This is a genomic window from Cribrihabitans pelagius (genome assembly GCF_048820915.1).
GTDB lineage: Bacteria > Pseudomonadota > Alphaproteobacteria > Rhodobacterales > Rhodobacteraceae > Cribrihabitans_A > Cribrihabitans_A pelagius.
This window is the reverse complement of the sequence record NZ_JBMERR010000008.1, coordinates 55,003-79,015: the sequence shown is the minus strand read 5'-3', so window position 1 is coordinate 79,015 and position 24,013 is coordinate 55,003. Positions and strand designations below refer to the sequence as shown.

21 protein-coding genes are annotated in these 24,013 nt (G+C 67.2%); 5 read left to right on the top strand and 16 right to left on the bottom strand.

The genetic code is table 11. The annotated features are described in order from the left end of the window. Positions 1–52 precede the first annotated feature (52 nt). Entirely contained in the window at positions 53–2,380 is a 2,328-nt protein-coding gene (clpA, locus tag ACOHX0_RS09090; RefSeq protein WP_420676358.1) for an ATP-dependent Clp protease ATP-binding subunit ClpA, read from the top strand. Then, positions 2,380–3,357, top strand: a complete 978-nt coding sequence (locus ACOHX0_RS09085; RefSeq protein ID WP_420676465.1) for a M23 family metallopeptidase — start codon at positions 2,380–2,382, stop codon at positions 3,355–3,357. The genes clpA and ACOHX0_RS09085 overlap by 1 nt, the downstream gene beginning before the upstream one ends. A 197-nt stretch (positions 3,358–3,554) precedes the next feature. Here the strand turns inward: ACOHX0_RS09085 and ACOHX0_RS09080 are convergent, their stop codons facing one another. The 3 genes from ACOHX0_RS09080 to ACOHX0_RS09070 all read right to left on the bottom strand — a co-directional run bounded on the left by ACOHX0_RS09080 (position 3,555) and on the right by ACOHX0_RS09070 (position 7,226). Then, positions 3,555–5,408 (bottom strand): peptidoglycan -binding protein, encoded by a 1,854-nt coding sequence (locus ACOHX0_RS09080; RefSeq protein WP_420676357.1) that lies wholly within the window; start codon positions 5,406–5,408, stop codon positions 3,555–3,557. A gap of 3 nt (positions 5,409–5,411) precedes the next feature. Then, positions 5,412–6,620 carry a biopolymer transporter ExbB gene (locus ACOHX0_RS09075; RefSeq protein WP_420676356.1) on the bottom strand — a complete coding sequence of 403 codons (1,209 nt, stop codon included), beginning with the start codon at positions 6,618–6,620 and terminating at the stop codon, positions 5,412–5,414. A 75-nt stretch (positions 6,621–6,695) separates the two neighbouring features. After that, a complete protein-coding gene (locus ACOHX0_RS09070) occupies positions 6,696–7,226 on the bottom strand; it encodes a gamma-glutamylcyclotransferase (protein WP_420676355.1) in 531 nt (176 codons plus the stop codon). Positions 7,227–7,296: 70 nt separating this feature from the next. On the opposite strand from ACOHX0_RS09070, the gene ACOHX0_RS09065 reads away from it, so the two are divergent. Next, positions 7,297–8,295 carry a DUF2125 domain-containing protein gene (locus ACOHX0_RS09065; RefSeq protein WP_420676354.1) on the top strand — a complete coding sequence of 333 codons (999 nt, stop codon included), beginning with the start codon at positions 7,297–7,299 and terminating at the stop codon, positions 8,293–8,295. A 118-nt stretch (positions 8,296–8,413) separates the two neighbouring features. Here the strand turns inward: ACOHX0_RS09065 and ACOHX0_RS09060 are convergent, their stop codons facing one another. The 4 genes from ACOHX0_RS09060 to ACOHX0_RS09045 form a co-directional block, all read right to left on the bottom strand. After that, on the bottom strand, positions 8,414–9,166 hold the full coding sequence (locus ACOHX0_RS09060; protein ID WP_420676464.1) for an extensin-like domain-containing protein: 753 nt from the start codon (positions 9,164–9,166) through the stop codon (positions 8,414–8,416). Positions 9,167–9,168: 2 nt separating this feature from the next. After that, positions 9,169–10,089, bottom strand: a complete 921-nt coding sequence (locus ACOHX0_RS09055) for a prephenate/arogenate dehydrogenase family protein (protein ID WP_420676353.1) — start codon at positions 10,087–10,089, stop codon at positions 9,169–9,171. Continuing rightward, on the bottom strand, positions 10,086–11,192 hold the full coding sequence (hisC, locus tag ACOHX0_RS09050) for a histidinol-phosphate transaminase (RefSeq protein WP_420676352.1): 1,107 nt from the start codon (positions 11,190–11,192) through the stop codon (positions 10,086–10,088). Before hisC ends, ACOHX0_RS09055 begins: the two co-directional genes overlap by 4 nt. 99 nt (positions 11,193–11,291) lie before the next feature. After that, positions 11,292–12,716 (bottom strand): aminotransferase class V-fold PLP-dependent enzyme, encoded by a 1,425-nt coding sequence (locus ACOHX0_RS09045; protein WP_420676351.1) that lies wholly within the window; start codon positions 12,714–12,716, stop codon positions 11,292–11,294. 125 nt (positions 12,717–12,841) lie between these two features. Here ACOHX0_RS09045 and ACOHX0_RS09040 point away from each other — a divergent pair, with 125 nt between their 5' ends. After that, a complete protein-coding gene (locus ACOHX0_RS09040) occupies positions 12,842–13,303 on the top strand; it encodes an Lrp/AsnC family transcriptional regulator (RefSeq protein WP_420676350.1) in 462 nt (153 codons plus the stop codon). A gap of 108 nt (positions 13,304–13,411) precedes the next feature. Here the strand turns inward: ACOHX0_RS09040 and ACOHX0_RS09035 are convergent, their stop codons facing one another. The 3 genes from ACOHX0_RS09035 to ACOHX0_RS09025 form a co-directional block, all read right to left on the bottom strand. Beyond that, positions 13,412–13,993: a PA14 domain-containing protein gene (locus tag ACOHX0_RS09035; protein ID WP_420676349.1), complete on the bottom strand. Its 582-nt coding sequence runs from the start codon at positions 13,991–13,993 to the stop codon at positions 13,412–13,414. Positions 13,994–14,184: 191 nt separating this feature from the next. Beyond that, complete coding sequence (gene rpsD / locus ACOHX0_RS09030) at positions 14,185–14,805, bottom strand: 30S ribosomal protein S4 (RefSeq protein WP_420676348.1); 621 nt, start codon at positions 14,803–14,805, stop codon at positions 14,185–14,187. A 294-nt stretch (positions 14,806–15,099) separates the two neighbouring features. Beyond that, entirely contained in the window at positions 15,100–16,017 is a 918-nt protein-coding gene (locus ACOHX0_RS09025; protein WP_420676347.1) for a LysR substrate-binding domain-containing protein, read from the bottom strand. Positions 16,018–16,202: 185 nt separating this feature from the next. Here ACOHX0_RS09025 and katG point away from each other — a divergent pair, with 185 nt between their 5' ends. Next, on the top strand, positions 16,203–18,416 hold the full coding sequence (katG, locus tag ACOHX0_RS09020; protein WP_420676346.1) for a catalase/peroxidase HPI: 2,214 nt from the start codon (positions 16,203–16,205) through the stop codon (positions 18,414–18,416). Between the two features lie 83 nt (positions 18,417–18,499). Here katG and ACOHX0_RS09015 read toward each other — a convergent pair whose 3' ends face one another. The 6 genes from ACOHX0_RS09015 to ACOHX0_RS08990 all read right to left on the bottom strand — a co-directional run bounded on the left by ACOHX0_RS09015 (position 18,500) and on the right by ACOHX0_RS08990 (position 23,952). Then, a complete protein-coding gene (locus ACOHX0_RS09015; protein WP_420676345.1) occupies positions 18,500–19,255 on the bottom strand; it encodes a sulfite exporter TauE/SafE family protein in 756 nt (251 codons plus the stop codon). A gap of 133 nt (positions 19,256–19,388) precedes the next feature. Further along, positions 19,389–19,766 (bottom strand): cytochrome C oxidase subunit IV family protein, encoded by a 378-nt coding sequence (locus ACOHX0_RS09010; RefSeq protein ID WP_420676344.1) that lies wholly within the window; start codon positions 19,764–19,766, stop codon positions 19,389–19,391. A 9-nt stretch (positions 19,767–19,775) separates the two neighbouring features. Further along, entirely contained in the window at positions 19,776–20,492 is a 717-nt protein-coding gene (locus ACOHX0_RS09005) for a heme-copper oxidase subunit III family protein (protein ID WP_420676343.1), read from the bottom strand. Positions 20,493–20,518: 26 nt separating this feature from the next. Next, positions 20,519–21,211: a cytochrome c oxidase subunit 3 gene (locus ACOHX0_RS09000; protein ID WP_420676342.1), complete on the bottom strand. Its 693-nt coding sequence runs from the start codon at positions 21,209–21,211 to the stop codon at positions 20,519–20,521. Beyond that, positions 21,208–22,983 carry a cbb3-type cytochrome c oxidase subunit I gene (locus ACOHX0_RS08995; RefSeq protein ID WP_420676341.1) on the bottom strand — a complete coding sequence of 592 codons (1,776 nt, stop codon included), beginning with the start codon at positions 22,981–22,983 and terminating at the stop codon, positions 21,208–21,210. The genes ACOHX0_RS09000 and ACOHX0_RS08995 overlap by 4 nt, the downstream gene beginning before the upstream one ends. Before the next feature lie 135 nt (positions 22,984–23,118). Further along, the gene (locus ACOHX0_RS08990; RefSeq protein WP_420676340.1) at positions 23,119–23,952 is read right to left on the bottom strand and encodes a cytochrome c oxidase subunit II; all 834 of its coding nucleotides are present in this window, start codon (positions 23,950–23,952) and stop codon (positions 23,119–23,121) included. Positions 23,953–24,013: the final 61 nt, after the last annotated feature.

Genomic DNA, 24,013 nt, shown 5'->3' with positions numbered 1-24,013 from the left:
GGTTGGTTGACCCCTCCGCGCCCGGCCAACCCAAGATCAGAGGAGCACGCCCGTGCCTTCATTCTCGAGCACCCTGGAACAGGCCATTCACGCAGCGCTGGCGCTGGCGAATGAACGCCGTCACGAATTCGCAACCCTTGAGCACCTGCTCCTGGCCCTGATCGAGGAGCCCGACGCCGCCCGCGTAATGCGTGCCTGCAGCGTCGACCTGTCCGAACTGCGCGCGTCCCTGGTGGAATTCGTTGATGAGGATCTCTCCAACCTGGTGACCGACATCGACGGCTCCGAAGCCGTGCCGACCGCCGCTTTCCAGCGGGTGATCCAGCGCGCCGCGATCCATGTGCAAAGCTCCGGCCGAACCGAGGTGACGGGCGCCAACGTGCTGGTCGCGATCTTTGCCGAGCGCGAAAGCGACGCCGCCTATTTCCTGCAGGACCAGGAGATGACGCGCTATGATGCGGTGAACTTCATCGCCCATGGCGTCGCCAAGGACCCGGCCTTTGGCGAGGCGCGGCCGGTGTCCGGCGCCCAGGAGACGGAGGAGGAGACCGTCTCAGCCGCCACCACGGAGGGCGACAAGAAGGAAAGCGCGCTGGCAAAATACTGCGTCGATCTCAACGCCAAGTCCCGCGAAGGCGAAATCGACCCGCTGATCGGCCGCGAGCCTGAGGTGGAGCGCTGCATCCAGGTGCTGTGCCGCCGCCGCAAGAACAACCCGCTCCTGGTGGGCGACCCCGGCGTCGGCAAGACCGCCATCGCCGAGGGCCTGGCCCGCAAGATCGTCCAGGGCGAGGTGCCGGCAGTGCTTTCCGAGACCACGATCTACTCGCTCGACATGGGCGCGCTGCTGGCAGGCACCCGTTACCGCGGCGACTTCGAGGAGCGCCTGAAGGCCGTCGTCTCCGAACTGGAGGACCACCCCGACGCGGTTCTTTTCATCGATGAGATCCATACCGTGATCGGCGCCGGCGCCACCTCGGGCGGCGCGATGGATGCCTCCAACCTGCTGAAGCCTGCGCTGCAGGGCGGCAAGCTTCGCACCATGGGCTCCACGACCTACAAGGAATTCCGCCAGCACTTCGAGAAGGACCGTGCCCTCTCCCGCCGGTTCCAGAAGATCGACGTCAACGAGCCTTCGGTGGAGGATTCCATCGAGATCCTGAAGGGCCTCAAGCCCTATTTCGAGGAGCACCACGGCATCAAGTTCACCGGCGATGCGATCAAGACCGCGGTGGAGCTGTCGGCGCGTTACATCAACGACCGCAAGCTGCCGGACAAGGCCATCGACGTGATCGACGAGGCCGGCGCCGCCCAGCACCTGATCATCGAAAGCAAACGCCGCAAAACCATCGGCGTCAAGGAGATCGAGGCCGTTGTGGCGAAGATCGCCCGTATCCCGCCGAAAAGCGTCTCCAAGGACGATGCCGAGGTGCTGAAGGATCTGGAAAAATCGCTGAAACGCGTAGTCTTCGGCCAGGACGATGCCATCACCGCCCTGTCGAGCGCAATCAAACTGGCCCGTGCCGGGCTGCGCGAGCCGGAAAAGCCGATTGGCAACTACCTCTTTGCGGGTCCCACCGGCGTCGGCAAGACCGAGGTCGCGAAGCAACTGGCCGACCAGCTTGGGGTGGAGCTCCTGCGCTTCGACATGTCGGAGTACATGGAGAAACACGCGGTGTCCCGCCTGATCGGCGCACCGCCGGGTTATGTCGGCTTTGACCAGGGCGGCCTCCTGACCGATGGCGTCGACCAGCATCCGCACTGCGTGCTGCTGCTCGATGAGATCGAGAAGGCGCACCCCGATGTCTACAACATCCTTCTGCAGGTGATGGACAACGGCCAGCTGACCGATCACAACGGCCGCACCGTCAACTTCCGCAACGTGATCCTGATCATGACGTCCAACGCGGGTGCCTCCGACATGGCGAAGGCCGCCATCGGCTTCGGCCGCGACCGCCGCGAGGGCGAGGACACTGCCGCGATCGAGCGCACTTTCACGCCCGAGTTCCGCAACCGGCTGGACGCGGTTATCTCCTTCGCGCCGCTGCCGAAAGAGGTGATCCTGCAGGTGGTTGAGAAGTTCGTCCTGCAGCTCGAAGCGCAGCTGATGGACCGCAACGTCTCGATCGAGCTCACCCGCAAGGCCGCCGAATGGCTGGCCGACAAGGGCTACGACGACAAGATGGGTGCGCGTCCCCTGGGCCGGGTCATCCAGGAGCACATCAAGAAACCGCTGGCGGAGGAGCTTCTCTTCGGCAAGCTCACCAAGGGCGGTCTCGTCAAGGTCGGCATCAAGGACGGCAAGCTGGAGTTGCGGCTCGAAGGGCCGGGCAGCCCGCAGATCTCGGGCAACAAGCCGCCGCTGCTGACCGCCGATTGATGCGCCCCGCCGCGCTCCTCGCGCTATTAACGCTCGCCGCGCCCGCCGCGGCGGGCGATTTTCGTCTCCAGTTTCCGCTTGACTGCTCCCTGGGCGACAGTTGCCACATCCAGCAGTTCGTCGATCACGACCCGGGCCCGGGCGCGCGGGACTTCCGCTGCGGCAGCCTCAGCTACGACGGCCACAAGGGCACCGATATCGCCCTTCCCTACCTCACGGACATGCAGGCGGGCGCCGCGGTGCGTGCCGCCGCCGATGGCGTGGTCGCGGGCACCCGCGACGCAATGCCGGACCGCTACGCCACCAAGGCTAACGCGGAGAGCTACGAGGGCCGCGAATGCGGCAATGGCGTGGTACTGCGCCACCAAGGCGGCTGGGAGACACAATACTGTCACATGAAGCGCGGCTCGATCAGGGTGGGGAAAGGCACGCGTGTGAAGGCCGGCACCGTGCTGGGCGAAGTGGGACTCTCCGGCAAGACGCAGTTTCCGCATCTGCATCTCTCGGTGCGCAAGGACGGCGCGGTGGTCGATCCCTTCGCGCCGGACACGCTGGACAGCTGCGGCGCGGCAGCGGGTGCAACCCTCTGGGCCGCGCCGCCCGCCTACCAGCCCGGCGGGCTTCTTGGCGCGGGCTTTGCCACCGGCATTCCAGAGTACGATGCCATAAAGGCGGGCCAGGCCGATGAGGCCCCTCTGCCCCCCGATGTGCCAGCCCTGGTGTTCTGGGCCTATGCATTCGGCGGCCAGGCCGGCGATGTGCTGGAAATCACCGTCACAGGCCCCGATGGCGCGCTGGTGGAGCAGCGCGCAACCCTCGGCAGGGCGCAGGCGCAGTTCTTCCGCGCCGCTGGCCGCCGGTTGCGCGGCAGCGGCCTCACTGCCGGCAGCTATACCGGCACCGCGGTCTTGCTGCGGGCGGGCCGCGAAGTCGACCGGTACTCGCAGGTCATGACGCTGCCGGACGCCACGCAATAGCGCCCGCGCGGCAGCCTGGTAACAGTACCCTGGCCGGATCATGGTGCCGCAGCCGGCGGAGGCGTCGCCCCGGCGGCGCCGCGACCCAACGGGCGCGAATACCCGCGAAGGCAGTCCGGCGCCGGACGGGAGGGCTCCGGCCGCTGTCGGGCCGCTCGATCGGTGGCGAACGTACCGGCCCGGCCCGCCTTGGCAGGCTATTTTTCGGTAAATTTCAGCTCGATCCGCCGGTTCTGCGCGCGCGCTTCCGGCGTGTCGGCCGGGTTCACTGGCTGGAACTCACCAAAGCCATTGGCCGAGAGCCGCCCCGGCGGCACGCCAAGCTCCTCCACCATATAGCGCACCACTGACAGGGCCCGGCCCTGGCTCAGCTCCCAATTGTCGGCGAACTTGAGATGCGCGACCAGAGGCCGGTCGTCGGTATGGCCGTCGACCCGGATCACCCAGTCGATCTCCGGCGGGATCGCCGCGGTCACGCTTTGCAGGATGCGCGCCACCTTGGCGATCTCCTGCCGACCCGCTGCAGAAAGCGTGGCGCTGCCCGGCGCAAACAGTACCTCGGAGGCAAAGACAAACCGGTCGCCCTGGATGCGCACGCCTTCCTGGTTGCCTAGCAGATCGCGCAGGCGCCCGAAGAATTCCGAGCGGTAGCGTTCCAGATCCTGCGCCCGGCCCGCCAGCCGCTCGGCTTCCGCCTCCAGCCGCTTGCGCTCTTGTTCCTCCAGAAGGCGCCGCTTGCGCTCTTCCGAGGCCGCCCGGGCCAGCGCCGCGTTCAGATCCTGCCCCAGGTTTTGCAATTGCACCTGCTGGGCGGAGTCGCGTTCCTCAAAATCGTCCAGAATGGCCTGCAGACCGCCCAGCTGATCCCGGAGCGCCGCCACCTGCTGATTGAGCAGCGCGGTCTCGCGCCGGGCGCCCTCCGACAGGGCCTTTTCCTGCGCCAGCGTCTCGCGCGCCCTGGCCAGGAGCGCGGCGCGCTCCTCGGCCCGGCTGTGCTGCTGAGCGGCGGCGGCCTCGGCATCTTCCTGAGCCCCCAGCGCCGCGGACAGGCGCTGGCGCAGCACGTCCAGTTCACCCGCACCCGCTTCGGCCGCGGCCTCCGCGGCGGCGAGTTCCGCGCGGGTCTGGGCCAGCTCTGCGGTCAGCTCATCCGCCTTAGCGTCGGAGCCCGCACGCGCGGCTTCCAATTCGTTTAAGCGCGCATCCAGCTGCTTTTTTGCAGCCTCTGCTGCGGCAAGCAATGTCAGCGTATCCTCGGCCTCCTGCCGCTGCGCTTCCAGCGCCAGTGTCATCGCGGTCAATTCAGCATCGGCGTTCTCAAGCTTCTCGCGCAGGGCCTCCGCCGCGGCGGCCTCGGCGAGGCGGGCGGTTTCCTCGGCGCTAAGCTGCTCTTCGAGGCTCGCGATCTCGCCTGCGCGCGCGTCGCCTTCGGCTTCCAGATCCGCCACCAGCGCCTCTAGCGCCTCGCGGCGGGCGGCGGCGAGGCGGGCGGCCTCGGCCTGGGCGTCAACCTCGCTGCGGGCCTGGGCGAGAGCAAGGTTCAGCGCTTCCTGTTCACTCATCAATTCGGCCTGCGCGGCCTCAAGCGTCTCGCGCTCAGCCGTGAGCCCCGCGATCTGCTCCCGCGCCGCATCGCGGCTGGCGATCAGCGCCGCGACCTCGGCCTCGAAACGGGTGATTTGGCTTTCCGCGGCCTCCCGCTCCGCCGCTTGCGCGTCGCGCTCGGCGGTGAGCCCGGCGATCCGGCTGCGGGCCTGCTCGAGGTCCGACTGCGCGGTGTTCAGCGTCGCGCTCAGCGCGCCCAGCCGGGCCTGCAGCTGGCTGTTTTCCCTCTCTTCCAACCCTAGCGCACGGGCTAGGGCGCTGACTTCGGCCGAGAGGGTGTCGAGCTCGCTTTCCTGGCCCGTGATCGTCTCGCGCAGCACGAATTGCACTACCATGAAGATGGTCAGCACGAACATCAGCACCAGAAGCAGCCCGGTCATCGCGTCCACGAAGCCCGGCCAGATCGAGGCCTGGAACCGCTGACCGGTGCGCCGCGACAGGGCCATGGCTTATTCCCCCGCGTCCATGCCGCGGCGGGAGCCCGCATCGCGCGCGCCTGTGCGCCCCAGCCCGCGCGGATGGGCAAAGGCTTTGACCAAAAGGTCGATATCCTTGCGCAGCTCGGCCAGGCTTTCCTGCCGTCCGGCAGAGATTTCTTCCAGGATGCGCAGCATCTGCACGTCGATCGAGCGCAGCCGCATCCGGCTTTCGGCGTCGATGCCGCCCTGCTCGCCATGCGCCCGCATCAGCTCGGTCAGCGCCTCCTGCCCAACCGCCACCCGGTCCAGCGCCGCGGTAATCGTGCCGGTCTGCTCCTGGCGGCGGTTCATCTCGCCGATGGTCTCCACCAGTTCGGTCAGCCGGCGGTCCACCGCGGCGCGGCCCTCGGAGGTTTCGGCAAACATCGCCTGCAGCGCGTCCATCTGCTCGGCCATCGTGTCGAGCACCTGCGAAACCACACCGCTGTCGCTGGCGCCATCCTCGCCCGAAGAGAAGCTGACGCGGGTGATCGAGGAGAGCCATTCCTCCAGCTCACGGTAGAAGCGGTTCTGGCCGTGGCCCGCAAACAGCTCCAGGAGGCCGACGATCAGCGAACCCGCAAGCCCCAGCAGCGAGGACGCAAAGGCCACGCCCATGCCGCCCAGCTGCGCCTCAAGGCCGGTCATCAAGCGGTTGAAGACCGAGAGCCCCTCCTCACCCTCCTGCGGCGCCAGGCTGCGGATGGTGTCGACCACCGCCGGCACCGTGGTCGCCAGGCCATAGAAGGTGCCCAGAAGCCCCAGAAAGATCAGCAGGTTGACGATATAGCGGGTGATCTCGCGGTCTTCGTCGATGCGGCTGGCTACCGAATCCAGGATCGAGCGGGTGGAGGCGGAGCCCAGCTGCATCCGCGCCCCGCGCGACCCAAGCAGCGACGCGAGCGGCGCCAGCATCGAGGGGACGCGGCGGTCCTCCATCCCCTCGCCCGCGGCAAAGCGCTCGATCCAGCGCACCGAGCCGATCAGCTGCACCACCTGCCAGAAACAGGCCAGCACCCCGATCACGAAGACAAAGACGATGAAACCGTTGAGCCAGGGGTTCGCCTCGAACACCGGCAGCACCCGCGGCAGCGCGACAAAGGCACCAAAGCCCGACAGGCCCAATGCAATCAGCATCATGATGATCTGCCGCACCGGCTGGGAAAACTGCGGCCGCACCTTGCGGACTGGCTGCGCCATATTCTCGGGCTCCTGACGGATGACTGCTCTTTTAGGAAGGCAGCCTATAGGCAAAGTGTCAAATGCGCCAAGGCATTATCCGGCGATCTGGCGCACCCGCGCGGCCAGCCAGTCCAGATCGCGGTCATGCAGGCCGATCTCGGCCAGGTGCTGGGCGGTGTTATAGAGGTATTCGGTGTTGGGCCCGCGCCCGCCCGCCGCATGGGCGATGATACGGGCCTGGTCCTCCAGGCTCATGCCGCCGCAATACTGCACGTGGTGCGGGTCGATCACATAGGTGACGGCGTTAACAAAGCGGCCATCCGCCAGTTCCACTTCCAGGTTGCGCTCCAGATAGGCGGAGGAGATCAGCTCGCGCTCGCGCAATTCTGCCAGCGTCTGCTCCTCGTGGCCCGGCTCCACCGCCAGCGCCAATCCCTTGCAATGCGCGCCTTCGGTCTCGTCCAGCGCCAGCACCAGGCCGGGCTGTTCCGCGGTGCCGCGGTGATGGATCGAACTCATGCAGAAGGAGCGCGCATAGCCGTGCAGCACCGCTGTCTCGCGGCGCGCCACCCGAAAGCCCGGGTTCCACAACAAGGATCCGTATCCGAATACCCACATGGTCATGCTGTCTGGCCCTTTCTTTTGCGGCTCTGTAAACAGCAAATCAGCGCCGGAAAAAAGAGGCTGTGTCGAAATGCGCCTGGCAAAATGGCTGCTTGCCGCCCTTCTTCTGTGGAGCTTCTTCTGGGCGGCGGCTGCCTGGGGGCTGCGTCAGGGTATCACCGGCTGGTTTGCCGAGCGGGTGCGTCACGGCTGGCAGGCGGAGCTCACGGGGATGGAAACCGCGGGCTACCCTTTGCGCCATGAACTCCGGCTGCTGAACCCGGCCCTCGCCGATCCCGGCACCGGCGCCGCCTGGCGGGCGGAGTGGCTGGAGCTGGAAAGCCCCGCAATCTGGCCCGGCTACCAGCGCCTGCGCTTTCCGCCCGCGCCGCAGCGGCTGTCCTATTTCGATCAGACCGTGGAGATCGCGGCCGAAGGTCTCACCGCCGTGCTGCGCCTGGCGCCGGGCACCGCGCTCACGCTGGAAGAAATGGCGCTGGAGGCTGCGGGCTGGGAGATCCGCCAGGACGGCACCGTGGTGCTGGGCGGCAGCGCGCTGCAGGCGCAGATGGTGCAAGGAGAAGCGCCGGAGACTTACCGGATCACGGCGGAGGCCAAGGATTTTGCCCCCCGCGCGGCCTGGCGGCGCAGGCTGGCCGCGGCCTCGGACCTGCCCCCGGCGTTTGACACCCTTGCACTCGACATGGAGGTCTTCTTCGATGCCGCCTGGGACCGCGCCGCACTGGAGCAGCGCCGCCCGCAGCCGCGCCGGATCGCGCTGAAACTGGCCGATGCGCGCTGGGGCGATCTGCGGCTCAAGGCCACCGGCACCTTGACGATTGACGAGACCGGCCTGCCCCAGGGCAGCCTTGCGCTCCAGGCGGAGGAGTGGCGCGGGTTGCTTGCCATGGCCGAGCGCGCAGGCAGCCTGCCGCCCGCGATACGCGCGCCTCTGGAGCGGGTGCTGAGCCTGTTTGCAGGCACGGGCGGCACTCGGGAGACCCTGGACATCACCCTCAATTTCTCGGACGGGATGGCGATGCTGGGGCCGCTGCCGCTGGGCCCGGCGCCGCGTCTCGTTCTGCGCTGACGCCGCTCGCGCGCTCCGCCGACGGCACCCGCCGCCCCCCGCAGCGCGCGCCAGCGCGCTGCCTGGCCCAACGCTGCAATGGGGCCGCAAGGGCCCCTTCAGGGGCGGGAGTCCTCGCCTAGCGGCAATAGGGCCGCCGTCTGCGGGGGGCTACGTCCAGGTGAAAATGGTCGCGGTGATAGCGGTCGGCTTCCGGCCCCAGCACGGTGCCGAACGGGCCGCAGGCCGCTTTCCAGATCTTTTTCAGCCGCTTGCGCGTCCGCCGCTTCTGCCAGCCCTCCAGCACGGTGACGGTCTGGCCGTCCTCCAGCGTGAAGGCGGAGATATCGATGGCCCGCCCGCGCCCGTGCTCCGAGATCTTCGCGCCTGGCTGGTTGTTGCGGGTGCGGCAGGCGTAATGCGCTGCCACCCGCATCGAGACCACCCTGTTGCGGCGGCCAAAGGCGGTGGCCACTTCGCGTTTGACCCAGGTTTTCAGCGCCTTGGCCGCGCCGCAGGTCATCAGCGCCTCACGGTTCAGCCGCACCCCCGCCACCTCGCGCACCCGCACTGCATCCTTGATGCCGCAGCCCGTCCGGCTGCCGGCAATGTCGCCCGCCGGTTTGCCCTGGATCGCGGTATCGCCGCAGACCGCCCCCTTGCGCCGCTTCAGCCGCTTGAACAGGGCCTGCCGGGCCAGCCCCTCCGGCCGCGGAGGCGGCTGCAGCGACACGGCAGGCGCGGCGGCAGCCGCCGCCAGGGTCCGCGGCTTCGGCCCGGCAGGCCAGGCGGCGGCAGGCCGCGCTTCAGGCAGCAGGGACGTTTCCGGGGCGCGGGCCGCTGCCGGGCCGGTGATCAGCGCGGCCAGCAGCAACCCCCATGCGCCCCGCAGCCTCACTTCTTGCTGCCCCGGCCGAAGTCCGGCGCGGCGGTGTCCTGGCCCGCTTCGATGATGCCGCGGCGGATCGCGCGGGTGCGGGTGAAATAATCGTGCAGGTGCTCGCCGTCGCCGGTGCGGATGGCGCGCTGCAGGGCAAACAGCTCCTCGGTAAAGCGGCCGAGGATCTCCAGTGTCGCGTCTTTGTTGGTGAGGAACACATCGCGCCACATCGTCGGGTCCGAGGCGGCAATCCGGGTAAAGTCGCGAAAGCCCGCAGCGGAATACTTGATCACCTCCTGATCGGTCACCCGCCGCATGTCGTCGGCCACGCCCACCATCGTATAGGCAATGAGGTGCGGCGCGTGGCTGGTCACCGCCAGCACCAGATCGTGGTGGTCGGCGTCCATTTCGTCCACATGCGCGCCCATGCCTTCCCAGAGCGCGCGCAGCTTGGCCACGGCGTCCGGGTCGCTGCCCTCGACCGGGACCAGCAGGCTCCAGCGGTTGTCGAACAGCTCGGCGAACCCCGCTTCGGGGCCGGAATGCTCGGTGCCCGCCAACGGGTGGGCCGGAACGAAATGCACGCCTTCCGGGATATGCGGCATCACCGCGTCGATCACATGCCGCTTGACCGAACCGACGTCGGACACTGTCGCACCCGGCTTCAGCACCGGCGCGATCTCCTCCATCACCGCGCCCATCGCACCCACCGGCACGCAGAGCACCACCAGATCGGCGCCCTCCGCGGCCTCGGCCGCGCTCTCGCAGACGCGGTCGCAGAGCCCGATGCGGCGGGCAGTGCCGCGGGTCTCAAAGCTGCGGGCATAGCCCGTGACCTCTCCCGCGAGCCCTGCGCGCTTCATCGCCCAGAACATCGAAGACGCAATCAGCCCCAGGCCAATCAGCGCGACGCGGTTGTAGACCGGAGCGCTCATGCCTTGGCCTTCCCTGCGTCGTCCTGTCCGGATTTGAACGCCTTCACCGCCGCCGCCACCCGGCGGCAGGCGGTCTCGTCCCCGATGGTGATGCGCAGCGCGTTGGGCAGATTGTATCCCGCCACCCGGCGCACGATCAGCCCCTGCGACTGCAGGTAGACATCGCAGGCCTCGGCCTCCGCTTGGCTGGCAAAACGCGCCAGGATGAAGTTGGTGCAAGAAGTGTCCGACGGCACCCCCAGCGAGGCCAGCGCATCGCTCAGCCAGCCGCGCCACCTGGCGTTCTCAGCCCGGCAATGTTCGACGTATTCGGTATCGCGCACCGAGGCCTCCGCCCCCGCCAGCGCGGTGGAGGAGACGTTGAACGGCCCGCGCACCCGGTTCAGCACGCCGATGATCCCGGCCGGGCCATAGCCCCAGCCGATGCGCGCGCCGCCCAGCCCGTAGATCTTGGAGAAGGTGCGGGTCATCACCACATTATTGCGCGACCGCACCAGCGCGGCGCCGGCGTCAAAGCCTTCGACATATTCGGCATAGGCGCCATCCAGCACCAGCAGCGCCCCCGCGGGCAGCCCATCGGCCAGCCGCGCCACCTCGGCCGCGCCGATCATGGTGCCGGTGGGGTTATTCGGGTTGGCGATGAAGACCAGTCTGGTGCGTTCGGTGCAGCCCTCCAGCAGCGCGTCCACATCGGTGACGCGCTCGTGCTCCTTCACTTCCACCGGGGTAGCGCCCGCAGCCAGCGCGCTGATCCGGTACATGGCAAAACCGTGCTCGGTGTAAAGCACCTCGTCCCCGGGGCCGGCATAGGCTTGGCAAAGGAAGGCGATGATCTCGTCGCTGCCCGCGCCGCAGATGATCCGCTCCGGCTCCAGCCCGTGCACCTCGCCGATGGCCTGGCGCAGGCTTGCGTGGTCGGCGCTGGGATAGCGGTGCATGTTGACCGCCGCCTCCTGCATCGCTGCCACGGCGCGCGGGCTGGGGCCATAGGGGTTCTCGTTCGAGGAAAGCTTGATGGCGTTGCTCACCCCTTTCACATGGGCAGCCCCGCCCTGGTAAAGGGCGATGTCCATGATACCGGGCTGCGGTGTGATGTGGGTCATGATTACGGGCTCCTTCGCGTCCTGCCCGTCATAACGGCCCAAGCGCCCATGGGGAAGCGGCAAGATGGCGCTCCCCCATTGCGCTGCCGGCCCGCCGCATCAGGCCGCGCGGGAGCGGAACCGGGCGGTGGCGGGGTCGGCCTCGTAATGCGCGGCCAGCTTGCCCGCCCGGCGGGCCAGATCGCTGACGCTTCGGATCACATGGGCCACGGTTTCCTCCGTCATCAGGTAGGAGAAGTTGAGCCGCACCCAGCCGGGCTTGCGCATCTCCTGCCCCGCCTTCAGGTCCGAAAAAAGGGCTTCGGACTCCGCCTCGCCGATCCCCAGCAGCCGGTGCGCATAAGGCCCGGCGCAGGCGCAGCCGCCGCGGGCCTGGATGCCGTGGACATCGCTCAGCATGCGGGTGAAGAGCTGCTGATGCACTGGATTGCCTTCGCTGTCGCGGACGAGGAAGGAGAAGATCGGCAATCGGGGCGCCTCGCGGTGGCCCAGAAGCGTCAGATGCGGGTCATTGCCCCAGCCCTCCCAGGCCATCTGCGCAAAGCGGGCCTCGCGGGCTTCGATCCGCTCTTGCCCCACGGCTTCCTTCACCAGCAAGGCAAGTGCCGCGCGGATGTCGCCGATCACATTTGGCGTGCCTGCTTCTTCGCGCGCGGAAAGGTCAGCGCTGTAGTCATGCTGCCAGGGCGAGACGAAGCTGACCGTGCCGCCGCCGGGCCAGGAGGGGCGGCGGCGGCGCACCGCGTCCTGATTGACGATGAGCAAGCCCGAAGCGCCGGGACCGCCGGGGAATTTATGCGGCGAGACCACTACCGCATCTTTGCGCGCGGCCCCCCTCGCGCCCATGTCCACCGGCAGATACGGGCCGCCGCCGGCATAGTCCCAGACCGCCAGCGCGCCATGGGCGTGCAGCAGCCGACTGACCGGATCGGGATCGGTGAGGATGCCGGTCACGTTGGAAGCCGCAGAGAAGCTGCCGATCTTCAGATCGCTGTCCGCATGCTCCAGCAGCGCCCGCTCCAGCGCGGCAAGGTCGATGCCGCCCTCCGCCGCTTCGGGGATTTCCACCACCTGCGCGCGGCTTTCGCGCCAGGGCAGGATGTTGGAGTGATGCTCGTAAGGGCCGGTGAAAACCACCGGGGCCTGGGCTTCGTTGATGCCGAAGAGGCTCACCAGCCGGTTCAGCCCGGCGGTGGCGCCGGAGCCTGCAAAGATCACCGCGTCCTGTGCCAAGGCGCCGGTAAGCCGGGCGATTTCCGCCCGTGCCGCGCGGCGCAGGCGGGTCATACGGGCGCCGCAATAAGACGCCTCGGTGTGCGAGTTGGCGTAGAAGGGCAGCACCTCGGCGGCGATGAAATCCTCGACCTGCCGGAGCGCGCGGCCCGAGGCGACGTAATCGGCATAGACCAGCGGCACTTCGCCAAACAGGCCCGGGATCATCACCCCCTCGCCGATGATGCTTTGAGCAAGAGCGCCAGCCGCGGCGGCCTCGGCGATAGTGTGCTTGAATGCGGACAGGCTCATCTGCGTCTCCCTCTGCGCCTTGCTGCGCCTTGGTTTTCCTGGCGGTCAGTATGAACGGAGATCCAAGCGGAATCGTTATCAATCTTTGAATGGATTCTGCCATTTTTGTGTCATATGATCGCCCCATGGCACATAATGCAGATCAAATAGACCGCGCCATCCTGCGTGCCCTGCAACAGGACGCTTCCCTGTCGCAGCGCGAGCTGGCCGAGACCGTGGGCCTGTCCCAGAACGCCTGCTGGCGGCGGCTCAAGGCGCTCAACGAATGCGGCCTCCTGCGCGGGTCAAAGGCGCGGATCGACCGCAGCCAGCTGGGCCTGGATCTGGTGGTGTTTGTGCTGTTGCGCACCCGGCACCACTCGGCCGGGTGGCTGCAGAAATTCCGCCGCCACGTGCTGACCATCCCCGAGGTGGTGGACTTCCACCGCATCGGCGGCGACTACGACTACCAGCTGAAAGTAGTGACCCAGGACATGGCGAGCTATGACCGGGTTTACCAGCGGCTGATCTCCGGCGTGGAGCTGGACAGCGTCACCTCTTATTTCGCGATGGAGGCGATTGCGGAGGAACGGCCGCTGCCGCTGTAGGGCGCGCGCCCCACACCGGGGAAGAGGGGGGCTCTGCCCCCAGCCCTGCGGGCTTCCCCCGGGTATTTCTGGTCAGAAAGTGGCGCGGGGGGGGGAGTGCGGGTGGCGCTAATGGCCGAAGGATGCGTTTTTCATGAAGGGCGGCCGCTTGCCTTCGGGGCCCATGCGCATATGCAGGCAGGACGTGCCAAGGCGCTGAAAATAAAGAATGTCGACCGGATACCAGCCAGCCTGCGGCACCCGGACCTGGGTCAGGGGCGTGCTGTCGCAGGCCTGGCGGCCATCGAAATGGCCCACAAGCTGGCCGCCGATGCGGGCAAGAAGACCATCGTTGGTCAGGAAGTCGATGTTGTAAGTGCCGGGCCTGTCGATGCGCACATAGCCAGTGATATGCGCCACCACCCGCTGCGCCCGTTTCGAGGTTAGCGTGATGTCGCCTTCGTTGGTGTCGCGGTTGTCGAGCCCGGCGATCGGGCGGCCGCGCTCACTGCGGTACTTGAGCGCGGTGCGGGCCTGGGCCAGATTCTTGACGTCGGCCGGGTAGGCATAGCGCACCGCAAGACCCGGCTTCACGCTTCCCGGCTGCGGATTAGCAGGCTGCAAGGTTGCCTGCGCGACCGCCGCCGGCGCCGCCAGCATCGCCATCCCCATTGCCGCGGCGGCCGCCATTCCAAAGATCCAACTTCTCATCGCCACATCTCCGCTGTTGCCTGCCGGGGCGGATGCCTCCGGGCCGCAGTCAGGATAGGTGGCCCCTGCCCCGCTTGGCAAGGGGCGAGAAACGGCACCGGGCAGCCGGACATGCGCGCCCCGGGGAGCGGGCACGAAAAAAGGGCTGCCCGGAGGCAGCCCTTCCCGACAGACGCCCTGAGGCGCGCGGCTTAGTTCTTGGCGTAGAATTCGACGACCAGGTTCGGCTCCATGATCACCGGGTAGGGCACGTCGCCCAGGGACGGGGTGCGCACGAAGGTTGCCTTCAGCTTGGAGTGATCGGCTTCGATGTAGTCGGGCACGTCGCGCTCGGCCAGCTGGGTGGCTTCCAGAACGGCAACCATCTGCTTGGACTTGTCGCGGACCTCGATCAGGTCGCCCTCTTTCACGCGGTAGGAGGGGATGTTGACGCGCTTGCCGTTGACCAGCACGTGGCCGTGGTTGACGAACTGGCGGGCGGCAAAGACGGTCGGCACGAATTTGGCGCGGTAGACGACGGCGTCCAGGCGGCGCTCCAGCAGGCCGATCAGGTTTTCACCGGTGTCGCCCTTCACACGCTCGGCTTCGCCGTAGATGCGGCGGAACTGCTTTTCGGTCAGGTCGCCGTAGTAGCCCTTGAGCTTCTGCTTGGCGCGCAGCTGGATGCCGAAGTCGCTGAGCTTGCCCTTGCGGCGCTGGCCGTGCTGGCCCGGACCGTAGTCGCGGCGGTTGACCGGGGACTTCGGGCGGCCCCAGATGTTTTCGCCCATGCGGCGGTCGATCTTGTACTTGGCAGACGTGCGTTTGGTCACGGCTGATCTCCTTAATTTTGGCTTCGCAGCTTTCTCCGAAAGCCGGTTCCCACTTTTCGGGCTGCGAACGCATCTCGCGGCTGCAACCGGCCAGTTTGAACCGTCCCGGGCTGGCCGCGACTATTAAGGGCGTTGTCCTCTTGCTCCGCATCCAGGATCCGGGCATGACAGGCATCCCCTTGCGGGGGCCACCAACACCAATGAAGCCGCGCTTATATCGGGGTTCGGGGCGGAGTCAACAGCGGCTGCGCGGGCCGGGCCGGAAAATTGCGCCCCCGCCCCTTGCCCGCCCGGTTACGGCAGCCGCGCACGCGCCTGCCGCAAGACCCCGGCCGAGTCGCGCACCACATCGGCCACCTGCATCAGCTGCCGCGCCAGCGGGTTGGAGCGGCGCCAGATCATGCCGATGGTGCGGGCGGGCTGCGGGTCGGCAAATCGGGCGACCGAGACGCGGGCCGAGCGGGTCTCTACCGGCACCGCCATCTCCGGGATCAGCGTCACCCCGATGCCCGCGCCCACCATCTGCACCAGCGTCGACAGCGAGCTTCCGTCCATCAGCTCGCGCGGGGCGGCGGACTGCATGTTGCAGAACGACAGCGCCTGGTCGCGGAAGCAGTGGCCCTCCTCCAGCAGGAGGAGCCGCATCCGCCGCAAGTCTTCGCCGTCCGGCACCGGTTTGCCCGCGTCCGCCTCCGGGCGTACCAGCACGAAGCTTTCGGAAAACAGCGCCACCTCTTCGAAGGCGGGCTCCGACACCGGCAGCGCCACCACGGCCGTATCCAGCCGCCCCTCCGCCAGCTCCTGCAGCAGCCGGGGCGTCACCGTTTCGCGCACCTGCAAATCCAGCCCGGTGTGCAGCCGGGTCAGCTGGCTGGCGATGGCAGGCAGCAGGTAGGGAGCAACGGTCGGGATCACCCCCAGCCGCAGCCGCCCCGCCAGCCCATCGCGGGAGGCACGCGCCAGCTCCCCCAGCTCGTCAACCGAGCGCAGGATGGCGCGGGCCCGCTCCGCCAGTTCCTCGCCCAGCCGGGTCAGCCGCACCTGCCGGGCGCCGCGTTCGACCAGTTGCACGCCAAGGGTTTCCTCCAGTTCCTTGATCTGCACCGACAGCGCTGGCTGCGACACCGCGGAAGCCTCGGCGGCGCGGCCAAAGTGCCGGTGCCGGGCCAGCGATTCAAAATAGCGGAGCTGGCGGAGGGTCAGATTGATCATAGGCTTTGATTATCAGTCCGATCAGTAAATGCAACTTAGTCCAATGGAATTCCTTTGCTAGGCTCGATTCGACAGCAGGACGGTCCCGGCGCCTCCCCCCGAATGCCGGGTGCCGGGCAAAACTCAGCGGCCGGAGAGGAGCGGCCGCACCGCACTCAGCACGACAGCCAAGATCGGAGACAGACATGGACGGAAACGACGCCGCAAACGCAGGCCAATGCCCGGTGATCCACGGCGCATCGGCCATCGGAGGCACCACTAACAAGGACTGGTGGCCGAACCTCCTCAACCTCAAGGTCCTGCACCAGCATGCGCCCGCATCGAACCCGCTGGGCGCGGATTTCGACTACGCCGAGGCCTTCAAGTCGCTGGATCTGGAGGCGGTGAAGCAGGACCTCTACGCGCTGATGACCGACAGCCAGGACTGGTGGCCGGCGGACTATGGCCATTACGGGCCGCTGTTCATCCGCATGGCCTGGCACAGTGCCGGCACCTACCGGGTGGCCGACGGGCGCGGCGGCGGCGGCTCGGGCAGCCAGCGTTTTGCGCCGCTGAACTCCTGGCCGGACAACGGCAACCTCGACAAGGCCCGGCGCCTGTTGTGGCCGGTTAAGCAGAAATACGGCAACAAGCTCTCGTGGGCGGACCTGATGATCCTCGCCGGGAACTGCGCTATCGAGTCTATGGGCGGCAAGACCTTTGGCTTTGCCGGCGGGCGCGCCGATGTCTGGGAGCCGGAGGAGGACGTCTATTGGGGGTCGGAGACCGAATGGCTCGCCACCAGCGACCAGCCCAACAGCCGCTATTCGGGCGAGCGTGATCTGGCGAACCCCTTGGCCGCCGTGCAGATGGGTCTGATTTACGTGAACCCGGAAGGCCCGGACGGCAATCCGGATCCGGTCGCTTCGGGCAAGGATGTGCGGGAGACTTTCGCCCGCATGGCGATGAACGACGAGGAGACCGTGGCGCTGGTCGCGGGCGGGCACACGTTCGGAAAGGCGCATGGCGCGGGCAGCCCGGACCTGGTCGGGGTGGAACCGGAGGGCTCCGAGATCGAGCACATGGGGCTGGGCTGGCTGAACACCCATGGCGCGGGCAATGGCGCCGACACCACCACCAGCGGCATCGAAGGCGCCTGGAAGCCCAATCCGACGACCTGGGACATGGGCTATTTCGACGTGCTGTTCGGCTATGAGTGGAAGCTGGTCAAAAGCCCGGCAGGCGCGCATCAGTGGCAGGCGCAGGACGTCCGCCCCGAGCACATGGTGGTGGATGCCCACCATCCCGGCAAGAAGCATCCGCCGATGATGACCACGGCCGATATGTCGATGCGGATGGACCCGGTCTATGAGAAGATCTCGCGCGGCTACCACGCCAACCCGGAGAAATTCGCCGATGCCTTCGCGCGGGCCTGGTTCAAGCTGACCCACCGGGATATGGGGCCGAAATCGCGCTACCTCGGGCCCGAAGTGCCGCAGGAAGACCTGATCTGGCAGGACCCGTTGCCGCCGGTAGACCATCCGCTGGTCGAGGCCTCGGACGTGGCCGGGCTGAAAAAGCAGATCCTCGCCACAGGTCTGACCGTGGGTGAGCTGGTCAAGACCGCTTGGGCCTCGGCCTCCACCTACCGCGGCTCGGACATGCGCGGCGGTGCCAATGGCGCCCGCATCCGCCTGGCGCCGCAGAAGGACTGGGAAGCGAACGAGCCGGAGCAGCTCTCCCGGGTGCTGAGCGCGCTGGAGCGGGTGCAGGACAGCTTCAACAGCGCCCAGAGCGGCCGCAAAAAGGTCTCGCTGGCAGATCTCATCGTGCTGGGGGGCGCTGCCGCCATCGAAGAAGCTGCCAAAGCGGCGGGCCATCCGGCCGAGGTGCCCTTCACCCCGGGCCGCACCGATGCCAGCGCGGAATGGACCGATGCGGAGTCCTTTGCGGTGATGGAGCCGCGCGCCGATGGTTTCCGCAACTACCAGAAGCAGCCGCTGGACGCCCCGGCAGAGGCGCTCCTGGTGGACCGCGCGCAGCTCCTTGGCCTCAGCGCGCCGGAGATGACCGTGCTGGTGGGCGGCCTGCGGGTGCTGGGCGCGACCCATGGCGGCAGCCGCCACGGGGTCTTCACGGACAAGCCCGGCACGCTGAGTACGGACTTCTTCACCAACCTGCTCGACATGAGCACGAAGTGGAAACCGGGCAGCGATGACGGCACCTACGAGGGCCGCGACGTCACCAGCGGCGAGCTGCGCTGGACCGCGACGCGGGCGGACCTGGTGTTCGGCTCCAACTCGCAGCTGCGGGCGCTGGCCGAGGTCTATGCCCAGGAGGATTCACGCGAAACTTTCGTGCAGGAGTTCATTGCGGCCTGGGTGAAGGTGATGAACGCGGGCCGGTTCGACCTGAACTGATCCCGCCGCTTGCGGCCAGTGACAAAAAATGGGCGCGGCCTCCTGCCATCTGGCGGAGGCCGCGCCCTTTTTGTGCCGGTGGCTCAGTTCATGAAGAACGCCAGCGTCAGCGCCGCGCCGGTGAGGGTGACAAAGCCGCGCAGCAGCTGGGTGCGCTGGATACGGCGGCTGATCCAGGCGCCGCCAAAGCCCCCCGCCCCCGTTGCCAGCGCCAGCACCATCGCCTGTTCCCAGGCAATCAGCCCGGCCACGGCGAAGGTGGCGGCCGGAATCAGCGACAGCACCGCCGACAGCAGGGTCTTCAGACCGTTCATCCCGTGCAGGCTGACATAGCCCAACAGACCAAAGGCCGCGAGCAGCACAATCCCCAGCCCACCGTTGAAATAGCCGCCATAGACCGACACCGCAAAGATCGCCGCCGCGGAGGTCACCGGTCCCGCCGCCGCGCTGCCGTAGCGGCGCGCCCGGCGCAGCAGCGCAGGGCCGGCGGCAAACAGCGAGGTCGCCGCGAGCAGCAGCCAGGGCACCACGCCAATGAAGACTTCGCCCGGGGTGACGATCAGCAAGCCAGCCCCGGCCAGCCCGCCCAGCGCCGCGATCAGGGCGGTGGCGCGCAAGCTCAGCGCGCCCTCGGCCTTGAGGTCACGGCGGAAGCCCCAGGCGCTGCCCGCATAGCCCGGCAGCGCCGACAGCGTCGCGGTGGCGTTGGCGGCCACAGGTGGAAGGCCCAGCCATATGAGCGCCGGGAAAGTCAGGAATGTGCCGCCCCCCGCCACCGCATTGAGCACGCCCGCGCCCGCTCCGGCGGCAACAAGCAGCGCAATTTCCGTGAGTTGCATGGCAGGGTCCTCTGGCCTCGATCCGTCCAGCGGCAACCTGCCGGACCTGGCCGCCGGATTGCAAGACCCTGACGGAAAGCAAAATGCATTGCGGCGGCACTACCAGCGTCCGCGGCGGCCAGGGCCTGCCTGGCTACTCCGGCTGCTGCGCCTGCGCCCCCTGCCCCAGCCGCTCCACCCGCGTGCCGGCGGTGTAACCGGATTCGATCACCATGATCGCGAGCAGCCCGATCATCGCCAGGGGCGGCAGCAGGATGGCGTAACCGAGGGCCAGCCGCTCCCAGGCCAGATGCATGAAGACGGCAATGATCAGCCCCGCTTTCAGCGTCATGAAGATCAGGATCAGGCTCCAGCGCAAGAGCCCCTCGAACCCTGCGTAATCGACATAGTAGGAGGCCGCGCTGAGCAGGAACAGAAGCCCCCAGACCAGGAGGTAAAGCCGGATCGGATGCTGCTGGCCGTCGTCGTGGGCAGCCTGGCCAGTATCGGCGGTTTGCGGTGAATGCGTCATGGAAGCCCCCTACCACAGATAGAAGAATGCAAAGATGAAGACCCAGACCAGGTCGACGAAGTGCCAGTAGAGCCCCATGATCTCCACCGCCTCGTAATCGCCGTTGCCCTGCGACATCCAGCTGCGCTGGTTGCGGTCGAAGTCGCCGCGCCAGACCCGGCGGGCGACGATCAGCAGGAAAATCACACCGATGGTGACATGGGTGCCGTGGAAGCCGGTGATCATGAAGAAACTGGCGCCGAACTGCTCCGCCCCCCAGGGGTTGCCCCAGGGGCGCACCCCTTCGGAGATCAGCTTGGACCACTCAAATGCCTGCATCCCGACAAAAGCCGCGCCCAGCGCAGCGGTGGCGAGCATTAGGAGGGCGGTGGCCTTGCGCGCCTTGCGGTAGGCGCAATTCACCGCCATCGCCATGGTGCCGGAGGAGGAAATCAGCACAAAGGTCATGATCGCGATCAGAAGCAGCGGCAGGTTCCTTCCGCCGATATGCAGGGCAAAGACCTCGCTGGCATTGGGCCACTCGGCGGTGGTGGAACTGCGTGCGGTCAGATAGGCGACCAGGAAACAGGCAAAGATGAAGGTGTCGCTCACCAGGAGGATCCACATCATCGCCTTGCCCCAGGAGACCCGCTTGAACACCCGCTGGTCCGAGCTCCAGTCTGCGGCAAAGCCGCTGTGGCCCTCGCGCGCCAGAGTCTGCTCCTCACCTTGCAACGGATGGTCCATCGGGTCTCCTCCTCCACTGTTCCCGTTCAGGTCACGGCCGCCCGGCACAACGCCAGAAAAGCGTTGCCCCAGCCCTGAAGCAGGGCAAAGAGCATCAGCCAGAACGCCAGCAGCGCATGCCAGTAGATCGCACAGAGCCGCACCCCTGGCAGCAGCTTGACCGCACTGGCCGCGGGCCGGGTCCAAAGCAGCGCCAGCGCGAGGATGCCGCCCGCCATGTGCAGCCCGTGCAGCCCGGTAATCAGATAGAAGAAGCTCGCCGCCGGCGCCCCGTCCAGCCGGTATCCCCCGGCCGTGAGCGCGGCCCAGACCTGCAGCTGGCCCGCCAGGAAAGCCAGCGTGGCCAGAACCGCAGCTGCCACCACCGCGCGCAGCCAGCGCTCCCGGCCCGCCCTCGCAAGAGCGACGGCAAATTGCAAACAGGCGCTGGCCAACAGCAGCAACACGGTGTTCAGCCACACCCGCCCCGGCAACGGCACCAGTTCCCAGGGCGTCGCCTCGATCTGCATCACAAAGGCGCTGCCCAGCATCGCAAACAGCGCGCCGATCACCGCCACCAGCACTCCTACAAAGACAACACCCGGCGCCCGGCCTGGCCCGTGGCCCGCGATAGGGGCAAGCCCGGTCTCCAGCCAGGGCCGCGACGCCAGCTGCTGGCGCGACAGCCACAGCCCGGCCGCCAGCGCTACCAGCGCCAGGAAGGCGATGATCACGCTCACAGCCGCCGCCCCGCGCCCTCGGGCACCCAGGGATCGTTCTGCGCCACATAATCCGCGGGCGCTCCCGGCACGCTGTAGTCATAGGCCCAGCGGTAGACATTGGGCAGCTCGTCCCCCCAGTTGCCGTGCTCGGGCGGAGTTTCGGGCGTCTGCCACTCCAGCGAGGCCGCGCGCCAGGGATTGGGCCCCGCCGCCTGCCCGTGCCGCAGGCTCCAGAACAGGTTGAAGAGGAACAATACCTGCACCGCCCCCACGATCAGCGCCGCGGCCGAGATGAAGGCATTCAGCCCATCCACCGGCGCGGTGAGGAAGGCGGGCTCGCCGATCTCGAAATAGCGCCGCGGCACCCCCACCAGCCCGACGTAATGCATCGGGAAGAACACCGCATAGGCGCCCAGGAAGGTGACCCAGAAATGGATGCGGCCCATCATCTCGTTCAGCATCCGGCCGGTCATCTTGGGATACCAGTGATAGACCGCACCGAAGATCACCATGATCGGCGCCACCCCCATCACCATGTGGAAATGCGCCACCACGAACATCGTGTCGGAAAGCGGCACGTCGACCACCACATTGCCTAGGAACAGCCCCGTGAGACCGCCGTTCACGAAGGTCACGATGAAGCCCAGCGCAAACAGCATCGGGATAGTCAGGTGGATGTCGCCCTTCCACAATGTCAGCACCCAGTTGTAGACCTTGAGCGCCGTCGGGATGGCGATGATCAGCGTTGTGGTGGCAAAGAAGAAGCCGAACCACGGGTGCATGCCCGAGACATACATATGATGGGCCCAGACGATGAAGCTGAGCGCGCCGATGATGACGATGGCCCAGACCATCATCCGGTAGCCAAAGACGTTCTTGCGCGCATGCACCGCAATCAGGTCGGAAACGATGCCGAAGGCGGGCAGCGCGACGATATAGACCTCCGGATGGCCGAAGAACCAGAACAGGTGCTGGAAGGCAATCGGGCTGCCGCCGCCGTAGCTGAGCTTTTCCCCCAGCTCTACCAGCGTAGGCATGAAGAACGACGTTCCCAGCAGCCGGTCAAACAGCATCATCACGCAGGCCACGAACAGCGCCGGAAAGGCCAGCAGCGCCATCACCGTCGCGGTGAAGATGCCCCAGACCGTGAGCGGCAGACGCATCATCGTCATGCCGCGGGTGCGGGCCTGGAGCACGGTCACGGCATAGTTCAGCCCGCCCATGGTAAAGCCGATGATGAACAGGATCAGCGAGACCAGCATCAGGACGATACCCGCCTGCTGGCCGCCTGGCGTGCCCGACAGCACCGCCTGCGGCGGATAGAGCGTCCAGCCCGCCCCGGTCGGACCGCCGGGGACAAAGAAGCTGGCCGCCAGCACCAGGACAGCCAGCAGGTAGATCCAGTAGCTGAGCATATTGACGAAGGGAAACACCATGTCCCGCGCCCCGACCATCAGCGGGATCAGGTAGTTGCCAAAACCGCCCAGAAAGATCGCGGTGAGCAGGTAGATCACCATGATCATCCCATGCATGGTGACGAACTGGTAGTACGCCTCGGGCGTGATGAAGTCGAATAGGTCCGGAAAGCCCAGCTGCAGCCGCATCAGCCAGGACAGCACCAGGGCCACCAGCCCGATCGCCACCGCGGTGCCGGAATACTGGATGGCGATGTATTTGGCATCCTGCGAAAAGACATACCTGCCGATCCAGCCATGCGCATGCGGCGGCATCACGTCCGGCACTTCGCGCGGCGGCAAGCTGCGGTCTGGCTCAGGCAAGTAGTCGGTCATTGCAGAACTCCATCCAATTCCGAGGTATCGCCCGGCCGATAGGCTCGGCGGCGCCCGGCCTCCCCGTCAAAGCGCAGGTTTGGCTCTGGCAAACGGGAAGGGCGCGCCACGCCCGCCAAGACCCGGGGGCTGTCCTTAGTGCCTTGCGAGCCTGGTTCCGGCCCCGGTTTCAGAGCCCGCATTGGCGTAGTCCTCAAATGTCAGCTGCTCTTGCAGCCACTCCTCATATTCCTCCGCCTCAACCACGGTCACCGACCCGCGCATGAAGGCATGCGCGGTGCCGCAGTACTCGGCGCAGAGCACCTCGAATTCACCGGTGCGGGTCGGGGTGAACCAGATGTAGGTCACCATGCCCGGCACCATGTCCATCTTGGCGCGGAACTCCGGCACGTAGAAATTGTGCAGCACGTCGACCGAGCGCAGCAGCAGCTTGACCGGCTGATCGACAGGCAGGTAGATCCCGCCGCCCTCGACGATGACATCGTCCCGCCCGAACCGGTCATGCGGGCTGACGCCAAGCGGGTTTTCGGCGCTGACCCACTCCGCATCCGCCATGCCCAGCCGGCCGTCCGCACCCGGCAGCCGGTAGGCCCAGCTCCACTGCTGGCCAAAGACCTCGGCCTCGGCCGCGTCTTCCGGCACGGTGACGAACTGGTTCCAGACAAACAGCCCCGGCACCAGCATCGCCGCCACCCCCGCCGCGGTGAACCCCGTCAGCACCCATTCCAGCCGCCTGTTCTCGGGATCGAATGCGGCCTTGTGGCCAGGGCGGTGGCGGAACTTCCAGACGCAATAGGCCATGAAGAGCACAACCGCCGCAAAGACGGCGCCGGTTATCCAGAAGGTGATGACCAGCGTATTGTCGATGTAATCCCAGTTCGACGCGATCGGCGTCCACCACCACGGACTGAGAAGATGGAACGCGACGGATCCCGCAACAATCAGGACCAGCACGGCCGCAATCAGCATCCTGCCCCCCTTTCCCCGCAGCCCGCGGACCGGAGCGGCCCGGCTGGCGGGGTTATCTGGC

Bases quoted from the DNA above. Each gene is read 5' to 3' on its own strand.
- ACOHX0_RS09085 (WP_420676465.1), top strand. From the start codon at position 2,380: ATGCGCCCCGCCGCGCTCCTCGCGCTATTAACGCTCGCCGCGCCCGCC.
- ACOHX0_RS09080 (WP_420676357.1), bottom strand. From the start codon at position 5,408: ATGGCCCTGTCGCGGCGCACCGGTCAGCGGTTCCAGGCCTCGATCTGG.
- ACOHX0_RS09075 (WP_420676356.1), bottom strand. From the start codon at position 6,620: ATGGCGCAGCCAGTCCGCAAGGTGCGGCCGCAGTTTTCCCAGCCGGTG.
- ACOHX0_RS09070 (WP_420676355.1), bottom strand. From the start codon at position 7,226: ATGACCATGTGGGTATTCGGATACGGATCCTTGTTGTGGAACCCGGGC.
- ACOHX0_RS09065 (WP_420676354.1), top strand. From the start codon at position 7,297: ATGCGCCTGGCAAAATGGCTGCTTGCCGCCCTTCTTCTGTGGAGCTTC.
- ACOHX0_RS09055 (WP_420676353.1), bottom strand. From the start codon at position 10,089: ATGAGCGCTCCGGTCTACAACCGCGTCGCGCTGATTGGCCTGGGGCTG.
- hisC (WP_420676352.1), bottom strand. From the start codon at position 11,192: ATGACCCACATCACACCGCAGCCCGGTATCATGGACATCGCCCTTTAC.
- ACOHX0_RS09045 (WP_420676351.1), bottom strand. From the start codon at position 12,716: ATGAGCCTGTCCGCATTCAAGCACACTATCGCCGAGGCCGCCGCGGCT.
- ACOHX0_RS09040 (WP_420676350.1), top strand. From the start codon at position 12,842: ATGGCACATAATGCAGATCAAATAGACCGCGCCATCCTGCGTGCCCTG.
- ACOHX0_RS09035 (WP_420676349.1), bottom strand. From the start codon at position 13,993: ATGAGAAGTTGGATCTTTGGAATGGCGGCCGCCGCGGCAATGGGGATG.
- ACOHX0_RS09025 (WP_420676347.1), bottom strand. From the start codon at position 16,017: ATGATCAATCTGACCCTCCGCCAGCTCCGCTATTTTGAATCGCTGGCC.
- katG (WP_420676346.1), top strand. From the start codon at position 16,203: ATGGACGGAAACGACGCCGCAAACGCAGGCCAATGCCCGGTGATCCAC.
- ACOHX0_RS09015 (WP_420676345.1), bottom strand. From the start codon at position 19,255: ATGCAACTCACGGAAATTGCGCTGCTTGTTGCCGCCGGAGCGGGCGCG.
- ACOHX0_RS09010 (WP_420676344.1), bottom strand. From the start codon at position 19,766: ATGACGCATTCACCGCAAACCGCCGATACTGGCCAGGCTGCCCACGAC.
- ACOHX0_RS09005 (WP_420676343.1), bottom strand. From the start codon at position 20,492: ATGGACCATCCGTTGCAAGGTGAGGAGCAGACTCTGGCGCGCGAGGGC.
- ACOHX0_RS08995 (WP_420676341.1), bottom strand. From the start codon at position 22,983: ATGACCGACTACTTGCCTGAGCCAGACCGCAGCTTGCCGCCGCGCGAA.
- ACOHX0_RS08990 (WP_420676340.1), bottom strand. From the start codon at position 23,952: ATGCTGATTGCGGCCGTGCTGGTCCTGATTGTTGCGGGATCCGTCGCG.